Source organism: Candidatus Angelobacter sp., from assembly GCA_035607015.1.
GTDB lineage: Bacteria > Verrucomicrobiota > Verrucomicrobiia > Limisphaerales > AV2 > AV2.
Genome location: DATNDF010000278.1, coordinates 1 through 9,736, shown reverse-complemented (window position 1 = coordinate 9,736; position 9,736 = coordinate 1). Strand labels below are relative to the sequence as shown.

6 protein-coding genes are annotated in these 9,736 nt (G+C 61.2%); 1 reads left to right on the top strand and 5 read right to left on the bottom strand.

Going from position 1 to position 9,736, the window contains the following annotated elements; genetic code table 11:
• Together VN887_11285 and VN887_11280 are read right to left on the bottom strand one after the other, a co-directional pair.
• Window positions 1-1,597 (bottom strand): dehydrogenase (locus VN887_11285; protein HXT40589.1); only part of this gene is annotated, 1,597 nt, incomplete at its 3' end.
• 49 nt (window positions 1,598-1,646) lie between these two features.
• On the bottom strand, window positions 1,647-2,297 hold the full coding sequence (locus tag VN887_11280; GenBank protein HXT40588.1) for a metal-dependent hydrolase: 651 nt from the start codon (window positions 2,295-2,297) through the stop codon (window positions 1,647-1,649).
• A gap of 39 nt (window positions 2,298-2,336) precedes the next feature.
• Between VN887_11280 and VN887_11275 the strand changes: the two genes are divergently transcribed.
• The gene (locus tag VN887_11275; GenBank protein HXT40587.1) at window positions 2,337-5,693 is read left to right on the top strand and encodes a UvrD-helicase domain-containing protein; all 3,357 of its coding nucleotides are present in this window, start codon (window positions 2,337-2,339) and stop codon (window positions 5,691-5,693) included.
• Window positions 5,694-5,743: 50 nt separating this feature from the next.
• On the opposite strand, the gene VN887_11270 is transcribed toward VN887_11275, so the two are convergent.
• The 3 genes from VN887_11270 to VN887_11260 form a co-directional block, all read right to left on the bottom strand.
• The gene (locus VN887_11270; protein ID HXT40586.1) at window positions 5,744-7,945 is read right to left on the bottom strand and encodes a S9 family peptidase; all 2,202 of its coding nucleotides are present in this window, start codon (window positions 7,943-7,945) and stop codon (window positions 5,744-5,746) included.
• Between the two features lie 137 nt (window positions 7,946-8,082).
• Window positions 8,083-9,369: a Gfo/Idh/MocA family oxidoreductase gene (locus VN887_11265; protein ID HXT40585.1), complete on the bottom strand. Its 1,287-nt coding sequence runs from the start codon at window positions 9,367-9,369 to the stop codon at window positions 8,083-8,085.
• Between the two features lie 163 nt (window positions 9,370-9,532).
• Window positions 9,533-9,736 (bottom strand): hypothetical protein (locus VN887_11260; GenBank protein HXT40584.1); only part of this gene is annotated, 204 nt, incomplete at its 5' end.

The following is a 9,736-nucleotide window of genomic DNA, read 5'->3' as shown; positions in this document are numbered from 1 at the left end:
GCTCGAAACGATAGATGCAGGCGTCCATGTTGCGCACCGGACCGTCCGCGGTCTCGACCTGGGTGCGATGAAAAACGCCGTCGCTGAGGTAGGTCGCACCGCCCGGATCGAGCACCATTGAGTTGGCCGTGTGGTGCGAGTCTGCGGAGTCCATGCCCATCAGCACGCGTTCCTTCCAGTCGGCGTGATCATCGTGGTTCGTGTCCCGCACGAACCAGAGATCCGGCGCCTGCATGACGAGCACGCCGTCCTTGTAGAATTGAAAACCGGTTGGACAGTTCAAACCGTCGATATAGTGAATGACCTTGTCGGCCTTGCCGTCTCCGTTCGTGTCTTCGAAGATCAGCAGGCTGTCGCCCTTGGTGCTGGTCGGCGTACGTTCGGGATAATTCGGCCAGACGGCGACCCACAAGCGGCCTTTGGTGTCGAACGCCATCTGCACCGGTTTGGCCAGTTCGGGGAACCGGTCCTCGCTGGCGAAGAGTTCCACCTTGCACCCCTTGGCCGGCGTCATGTGTTGGATGGCCTCCTCGCCACTCAAATAAGGCGACACGTCCTGTTTGTTCGATTCCATTGTTTCGACGAGTGGAAGGACCGAGTCATCCACTTTCATGTCGCCGCCGCGGGCCACGGCCCAGATGCGCTTGTCGCGATTCTCGGTCTTCGTGTCGCGTTGCGTCATTTCCTCCTGCATCACTTCGAAGTTGGAAATCATGGGGCTTTCCTTGCCCGCTCGCGGGAAGGTCAGTTTGGACCGGCCGCCATAAACATTGTAACCGTCCACCGTTCGGTAGCGGGCGTGCCATTCGTTGCACTTGTCCAACACGGCGGCGCGGAGTTTTTCAAAATCGCCCCCCGGCGAAGGTTCATTGAACAGCGCGCGGAATATTTCCGGCGCGAGCGCCTTGTTCCCGGCCTCCGTGAGCATAAAGGTGTTGAACGTGAGCGGACGGCCCTGTTTCGCCGCGCCGGCGTAAAATCGTTGTGACACGGAGAACAGGTCCACGAACATCACCTCGTTGGCTTTTGCCACGTCGCGCATGGCCGTCGTGTAAAGTTCGAGATGCGAATTGTTCAGGCCGGGATCGGGCAGGTCCGGGTCGTTGATTTTTTCGTTGGCAATCGGCGAGAACAGCACGACGCGAGGCGCGCCCATGCCGCTGAAATTTTTCGCCTTCATCTCTTTCAAAAACTTGTCGAGGTCGCTCTTGAATTTTTCGAGACCACCCGGACCTTTGAATGACTCGTTGAAACCGTAGAAGGCAAAAATCACGTCCGCTTTCGTTTTCGTCAGCCACTCGTCGCGGGAGCCGAAGTTTTCCGAGCGATGCCAGGTCGCGACCTCATCGCCGCTGGCGGCGAGGTTGCGAAACACGAGGTCCAGTTGGGGAAACTTTGCGTAGATGAGCGTCTCCAGCCAGCCGTCGTGCTGCATCCGGTCGGCCAGCGCGTTGCCGAGGTAACAAATGTGGTCGCCTTTGTTCAGAGCGAGGGTCTGCGCGCCGAACGTGTCGGAGCAAAGCGAAACGAGCAGGATGAGCAGGCCGATCAGTTTTTTCATGGGTAAATAGACTTCGCGTGTGCGTTGTTTCTTCATTGAGTGTCCGAGACCCCGGCGTTTTGTCGGCGCGGTGGTCATCGGCCGATTATGAGCCGGCGCGGTCGTTTTGGGAAACCATTTTGCGGACCGCCGCCTCGCGCCAGCCGCGCAGGACGGCGACAAAGGTTGCGTCGGCGCGACGATTGAACAACCCGACCACCGAATGGCCCAAACGCGCTCCCAGCCACAACGACCCGCAGAACAGCGCGGCCGTGAGCAGCCGGTTTGGCCAGGCATCGAGCGCCCATTGCCCTTTCCAGATCCACATCGGGTCCTTACTGAATGGGCCGAAGTAAAAGATCGGCCACAGATCCTCCGGTGACGGCCCGCGCGAGCCGGCGAGATCACACAGCAGATGCAGGTGGAAAACAGCGAACGCAAGCAGCGCCACACGCGCGCGCCTCCGGGCGAATGCGGCCAGCAGCGCTGTAATGATGGCCGCGCCGAAAAGCCCGTGTGAAAGAAAATGGTGATAGCGCTGGTAATACGGCGCGTTTCCCCGGGCCAGCGCGCCATTCGCCATGTCCACCAGCAGACCCAGTCCGTCAAGGTCCGGCAAAACTCCGGCGAGCGTGACCAGGCGGCAGTCGCGCGCATTGTCCGTCGTCTTGGCGGCAACAACCCAGCTCGCGAGCAAATGCGTGACCGGCGACATCGCGAGCGAACGTATTTCCGATCCGTAAAAGTATCCACCCATTTTTGTGGACTCAGCTTCCCTGCCCGCTAGAACTCTGTCATGTCGTTCTATGCCGACCTGCACGTTCATTCCAAGTATGCGCGGGCGACCAGCAGAGACCTCGACCTCGAACACATGGCGCTGTGGGCGGCAAAGAAAGGGGTGACGGTTCTCGGCACCGGCGATTTTACCCATCCTGCGTGGTTCAATGAGATTCGGGAAAAGCTCGTCCCCGCCGAGCCGGGTTTGTTCCGCCTCAAACCGGAGCTGGAGCGCTGGTGCGCGAGCCGGTTTCCCGCGTTTGCCCAACAGCCCGCGCGCTTCCTGCTCGAGGTTGAGATATCCACGATCTACAAGAAGGGCGACAGGACGCGGAAGGTTCACCATCTGCACTACGTGCCCGACCTCGCCACAGCGGAACGATTCATCGCGAAGCTCGCGCGCATCGGCAACCTGAACGCCGACGGCCGCCCGATCCTCGGACTGGACTCGCGCCACCTGCTCGAAATCACACTCGAAGCGGGCGAGGGCGCCTACCTGATCCCCGCACACATCTGGACGCCGTGGTTCGCCGTGCTCGGGTCAAAAAGCGGCTTCGATTCCGTCGAGGAATGCTATGGCGATTTGACGAAAAACATCTTCGCGCTCGAGACGGGGCTCTCGTCCGATCCGCCCATGAACTGGCGGCTCTCGCAACTGGATCGCTACACGCTCGTGTCGAACTCCGATGCTCATTCGCCGGGTAAGATTGGGCGGGAGGCGTGCAAGTTCGATTGTGAACCGAGTTATTGGGCGATCAAGCGCGCCCTCGAAACGGGCCACGCCTACGGCGGCACCGTCGAGTTCTTTCCGGAGGAGGGGAAATACCATCTCGATGGCCATCGCGCCTGCGGCGTGCGTCTCGATCCGGAAGAAACGAAAAAGCAGGGGGGCCTTTGCCCCACGTGCGGCAAGGAACTCACCGTCGGCGTGATGCATCGTGTGGGCGAACTGGCGGACCGTGGCGGGGGTTCAAAGCCGCAAAAGGCGTCGCCCTTTCGCAGCCTCGTTCCGCTCTCCGAGGTTCTCGGTGAAATCCACCGGGCCGGCGCGGGCAGCCGCAAGGTCGCAGACCATTACGAGAAGCTGGTGGGTTCGGTGGGACCCGAGCTTTTCATCCTGGAACAGGCGCCATTGGACGAACTGCGCAAGGCCGGCTCAACCCTGCTGGCCGAGGGCATTGCGCGAATGAGGGAAGGGCGGGTCATTCGCGAGGCGGGTTACGACGGCGAATACGGCGTCATCCGCGTGTTCACCGATGATGAGCTGATTCAGGGCAACGCGGTCAGTTTGCTGTTCGAGCTGCCGGTTGGCCAGCCTGCCGAGACGCGCGGCGGCCCCCCTCACCCTGACCCTTTCCCCGAGAACGAGAAACAGGTTCCGGATCCTGCCCGAAGTTTGGACGCGCCTCTCTCCTGGCCGACGTTGACACCGGCTCCTCCGTTCACTCATGGAAAAGGCGCGGGGGATGTTGAAGGTCCGCTTAATCTTGTTTTCGGCGAAACCGCACCACCGCTCCCTTTGAACTTCGACCCGCTTGCGGGCCTTGATCCCGAACAACGCGCCGCCGCCAGTATCACCGACGGTCAGCTTCTCATCATCGCTGGGCCCGGCACCGGCAAGACACGCACACTCACACACCGCATCGCGCACCTCATCACAAACAGCGGCGTGATTCCGGAGCAGATCCTCGCCGTGACGTTCACCAACCGCGCAGCGAACGAAATGCGCGATCGCCTGCGAAACCTGATTCCCGCGGCAGCGGACCGGGTGTTGGTCACGACCTTCCACGGCCTTGGACATCTGATCCTGCGCGAGCATGGCCGTCGGATCGGACTGCCGGAAAACTTCCGGGTCGCGGGCGAATCGGAGCGCCGGGCGCTGCTTTGCGAGAAGCTGCTGTTGTCCGATCGGGAGGCCGGGCGCTGGCTGAAACGAATCTCTGAACTGAAAAGGGTCGAAGCCGCTGCCTTGCCTGAGGCAACACCTGCGGACGACGGTGCGCCGGGTCCCGCCGACGAGGACCGCCTTGTTCTCGCCGCTTACGAACATGCCATGCTCGAATGCGCCTGGCTCGATTTTGACGATCTCATCGCGGTTTCAACGCGGATTTTCGACCGGCGCCCCGACGTTTTGGCCCATTATCGCAATCGCTTTCGCAACGTCTCGGTCGATGAGTTTCAAGACATCGACGCGCGACAATACCGGCTCGTGCGTTTGCTGGCACCGCCCGACGGCAACCTTTGTGTCATTGGCGACCCCGACCAATCGATCTACGGTTTCCGCGGCGGTGAGCCGCTCTTTTTCCGACAGTTCGCCACGGACTATCCGGCCGCGCGCACCATCGTGCTTCGTCGCAACTACCGCTCGGGTCGCGCCATTGTCGAGGGCGCGCTGCAAGCCATCGCACCTGTCTCCCTGGTCGGAGGCCGTGTCCTCGAATCGCTGCATGAGAGCGCCGCCAAAATCACGATCCAAGAATCGCCGACAGACAGGGCCGAAGCCGAGTTCATCGTTCGCACGATCGAAAAACTCGTCGGCGGCCACGGGTTCTTCAGCCTGGACAGCAGGCGGGTGGAAGGCGGCGAGGCGCGGAGTGATTTTTCGTTCCGCGACTTTGCCGTGCTCTACCGGACCGGCGCGCAGGTTGAACTGCTTCTCGAAGCCCTGGCGCGCTCCGGCATCCCGTTCCGACGCCACTCACACGGGCCGCTGATCGAGCACCCGATGGTGCGCGCGATGATCGAGGCGGCGCGCAGGGTCTCGGTGGACGAGTCGGTGCGGAACCGCTTGAAGACGGCCGTTGAAATGCTGACGTGCGCGTCCGGATCCCGGTGCTCAGCGTCCTCGCCCGACACAAATGAGATCCACGAGAAACCGGGCGATGAGATGGCGAATGGAACGGTCGAAGCAACCATGCGGCTTCAAATTCTTGCGACGCTCGAACCCCTTGCCGCCGGCTGCGGCAATGATTTTGTGAGCTTCGAGTCCGAATTGGCATTGCTCTCCAACGCCGATCTGTGGGACGCGCGGGCGGATTGCGTTTCGCTCCTCACACTGCACGCCAGCAAGGGGCTCGAATTCGCGGTCGTTTTCATCGCAGGTTGTGAAGACGGTTTGCTGCCATTTCGGTTTGGTTCGGACGGGGATGCGAACGATGCCGAGGAGCGCCGCCTCTTTTTCGTCGGCATGACACGCGCTCGTGAGCGGTTGTTCCTTTCGCACGCGAAGAAGCGTCTGTGGCGCGGCCAGATCCGCTCGCAGAACGTTTCTCCGTTCGTCGCCGCCATCGAGCGCGGGCTTCTGGAGTCGAGCAGGACGGAGTTGAAGGCGCGGATCAAGCCCGGGGCCGAGCAGTTGGGCCTGTTTCCGGACTGATTCTTCGCAAAAGCGATTGGGTCGTTTGCTTGAGCGAGTTGCCGGCTCGGCTACGGCTTCAGATATTCTGCGAGCCACTCGAAGATTGTTTTGTGCCAGAGCTCGCTGTTTTGCGGCTTGAGTACCCAGTGGCCTTCGTCAGGAAAATAAAGGAGCTTCGACGGGATGCCCTTGCGCTGGAGAGTCGTGAAGAGACTCATGCCCTGGCCGACCGGCACGCGGAAGTCCAGTTCGTTGTGGATGATCAAATTCGGCGTCTTGAAATTCGCGGCGAAACGATCCGGCGAGAACTTATCGGAATCGGGCGTCTCCCACGGAATGCCATGTTCCCATTCGTCGAACCACAACTCGTCCGTGGTGCCGTACATCGTCTGGAAGTCGAAGACCCCGTCGTGAGTGACGATCGTTTTGAACTTGTCCGTATGGCCTTCGAACCAGTTCATCATGTAACCGCCATACGATGCCCCCGCCGCGGCCATCCGTTTCGCGTCCACATAGGGTTGATGTTCCATGTAGCTTAATCCGGCCATCAGGTCGGCGAAAACCTTGCCGCCCCAGTCGCGACTGATTTCGTCCACAAACTTCTGTCCGAAGCCGGTGCTCCCGCGCGGATTCGGCATCGCCAGCACGTAACCTTGCGCGGCCCAGAGTTGCGCGTTCCAACGATACGACCACGCGTCCATGAACGCGCCCTGCGGCCCGCCGTGGACCCAGAAGACGAGCGGATATTTTTTGGCTGAATCAAATCCCGGCGGCTTCACGATCCACATCTGAATCTGCGCGCCGCCCGCTCCGGTGTATGAAACGGGCTCCGGCTCGGCCATCGAGATGCCCGCGAACAATGCGTCGTTGGCGCGGGTGATCGGCTGGAGGCCGCCGCCGTCAGGATTTGCGCCATAAATTTCCGCCGGTCGCGACAGCGTCTGCCGGGTGAACACCAGCGTGTTGCCATCGGGCGACACCACCGTTTCGCCGTTATCGGCCTTGTCCACGACCCTGCGCACGTCGTTGCCGGCAATGGTCACCGACCACAGCGGTTTGGTGGCCTTCTCCTCCGCCTCGAAGTAAATCGTCCGGCTGTCGGGCGCCCACGTGAACGCCTCCACCCACGAATCAAAATCCGGCGTCAGACGGAGGGTCTTTCCGTTCGCGCGGTCGTAGAGCATCAGTTGCCAGCGATCCGACTCAAAGCCGGGCCGGGACTGCGCGCGATAGGCGATCCATTTCCCATCGGGCGAGTAGCGAGGGAAGGCGTCGGCCGCGGGATTGGTCGTGATCTGGCGGCGCTCGCCGGTTTCCACGTCCGTTTCGTATATGTCGTGATTCGTGAGCCACGCTTCCTCGCGCGCCGGCGTCGGCGTGGCCGTGTAGGCAAGTTTCTTCCCGTCGGGAGAAAAGGCGAAGTCGTCGCCGGCGGAAAACGTGCTCGAGGTGGGAATCGCGTCGCGATCGCCGGGCGTGAGATCGCGAGGATCGCCCGCGGCGGCGCCGTTTTTCACAGGCACGACGAAAAGGTGCTGACGTTTGTCATCCACCCAACTGTCCCAATGCCGGTAGAGCAGGCGTGTGATGACGCGCGCCTTGACCTTGCTCTTTTCGCGTCCGTCGAGTTTCTTCCTGTTCAATTCGTCGCTCTCCCTGAACGGCTTTCCGGAAAACTCGGGGAAAACCGCGGACACGAACGCGATGTGCCGGCCATCGGGTGACCAGACGGGCTGCGTCGCCTCGGTGGAAATTGTCGTGATCTGCCGGGCTTCGCCGCCATCCGACGCAATCACGTAGATCTGAAAGGTGCCGCTCCGATTCGATTCAAACACGATCCACTTTCCGTCCGGCGACCAGCGCGGATGCCGATCGTGTTTGGGACTGGCGGTCAATTGTCGGGGTTCGCCTCCCGCGAGGGGCACGAGCCAGATGTCGCTGTCGGTTCTGTTTTCTTCCTTGTTGGCGGTCGTGCTGAGGTAAGCGACCGTTTTGCCGTCGGGTGAGATTTGTGGGTCGCTGAGACGCCGCGCGCGCATGAGATCATCGAATTCCAGCGGGCGGCGGTCCGCCGCGGCGAGGGTCTTCCCGAACGATGCCGCTGCCAAAAGAAGCAACAGTCCGATTTGAACAGCCCGGCTGCCGCTTGTCAGATTCGGTTCGTGGCGCATGGTGAAAGCAGGCGAAAAACCGGAGTGGATGTCAAGCCGGCGCCGTTCTGTTCCCCGTTCGGAAAACGCGAACCTCGCGTGCGCGAGAAGCGAGGCCATCCTATGAGAGATGGTGCAGGGACCTTATCAGAAGGATGCCCCAGCATCATTCTTCGCCGGAAGGAATGACCCCTTGCGTCCTGATGCCGGCGATCAGATTTTTTCCCAATCAAAAGCCCGTGGAACCAGACGGCGCCTCAGACTTCGATCTTCCACGGGGAACGCATCGGCTGCTGGACGTAGGCATTGGCTCCGGGATCGTCGATGAACCGTTGCGTGGCCGGGTCGAAGCGAAGCGGCCGGCCGGTTTCCACGGCGATTTTCGCCAGATTGATCAATGTGCAGGAGCGGTGTCCGTTGATTTCGTTCAGCGCGAATTTCTTCCTCGTCTTAACCGCCTGGACGAAATCCGTGAGCTGCGGCTCGGGGTCGGGCAGTGCCTTGACCTTTTGCGCGAGGTCGGGAACATCGGACTCGAAGTCCTTCGAGAGTTTGCCTTTCGGGCCCGCGATGAACGCCGCAGTGGTGTCTTTGTTTTCTCCGTCGAGGATGATTTCGCAGCCGTCGGCGTACTTCATTGAAATCCGGCGCCAGGGAAGGACGGCATCCGCGTCCTGCGGACCGGTATCCGCTTCGATCCGGACCGGACTTTCGTCGTCCTTGCCGAGAATGTATTGGACCGGATCAAGGTAATGCTGGCCCATGTCGCCGAGGCCGCCGCCGTCATAGTCCCAATAACCGCGGAAGGTCTGGTGAACGCGGTGCGGGTGGTAAGGCTTTTTTGGGGCGGGCCCCAGCCAGAAATCGTAATCAAGCTCGGGCGGCACGGGTTGTGGAACAAGGTCGGTGCGGCCGCACCACTGATTCTGTTTCCAATCAAAACCGGTGGGCCCGCCGACGGTGACCTTCAGTGGCCAGCCCAGGAGCCCGCCCTGCACGGCCTTTTTGATCGGTTTGACGGGAATCCCCATGCCATAGAAAACGCCCTCGAACCGGAACCAGGTATTGAGGCGGAAAATCCGCTGGTATTTCGCGATCGCGGCCTTCACGGCTTCACCCTCGGCAATGGTCCGGCTCATCGGCTTTTCGCACCAGATATCCTTGCCGGCTTTTGCAGCGGCGATGGAGATCAACGCGTGCCAGTGCGGCGGCGTCGGGATGTGCACGATATCGATGTCCTTGCGGGCAAGAACCTCGCGAAAATCCTTGTAGCCCTTCACGTCGGCGCCACCGGCTTTGAGCGCGGCCTGGAGATGGTGTTCGTCCACATCGCAAACGGCGAGCAGCTTGCAGACCGTGTTGATCGACTTGACGTGACCCATGCCCATGCCGCCCGTGCCAATGACCGCGCGCGTCAGGACTTCGCTCGGCGGAGTGAAACCCGGGCCGCCCAGGACATGCCGGGGAACGATGGTCAGCGTCGTCAGTGACGCGATGGAAGTTTTCAGGAAATGGCGGCGGCTGAGAAGGAGGCGCTTGTTCATGATATGCCAGCTACCAGAAACCAGCCGGGAATGCCATCGGAAATTACTGACAATTCTGGCGGCGTGATGAGCGAAGCCACTTCGAGACAAAGCGGTTCAACCACGCATCACGCGGGTGGACAGCGGCGTTCGGGCCGTTTCAACCACGGTCGAACGGGGCGCTTTACGCCGGAGCCCATTCCAGAACTTCCGGCAGCTCTTTGCCGTCGTAGCGGCCTTTCCATATTCCCGTCTCGTCTCGATACGCCAGACACTCGAAACAAAGGCACCGGACGATGACGGGCTGGCCGGGCGGCGGCAGTCGCTTCTCCGTGCGCTCCGCCGCGGTTTCCCGACGCTCAATGCTTAAATTCACAGTTGAAAGATG

Excerpts from the sequence above, each read along its gene's own strand:
- VN887_11265 (HXT40585.1), bottom strand. The coding sequence starts at position 9,369 with ATGAACAAGCGCCTCCTTCTCAGCCGCCGCCATTTCCTGAAAACTTCC.
- VN887_11270 (HXT40586.1), bottom strand. The coding sequence starts at position 7,945 with ATGGCCTCGCTTCTCGCGCACGCGAGGTTCGCGTTTTCCGAACGGGGA.
- VN887_11280 (HXT40588.1), bottom strand. The coding sequence starts at position 2,297 with ATGGGTGGATACTTTTACGGATCGGAAATACGTTCGCTCGCGATGTCG.
- VN887_11275 (HXT40587.1), top strand. The coding sequence starts at position 2,337 with ATGTCGTTCTATGCCGACCTGCACGTTCATTCCAAGTATGCGCGGGCG.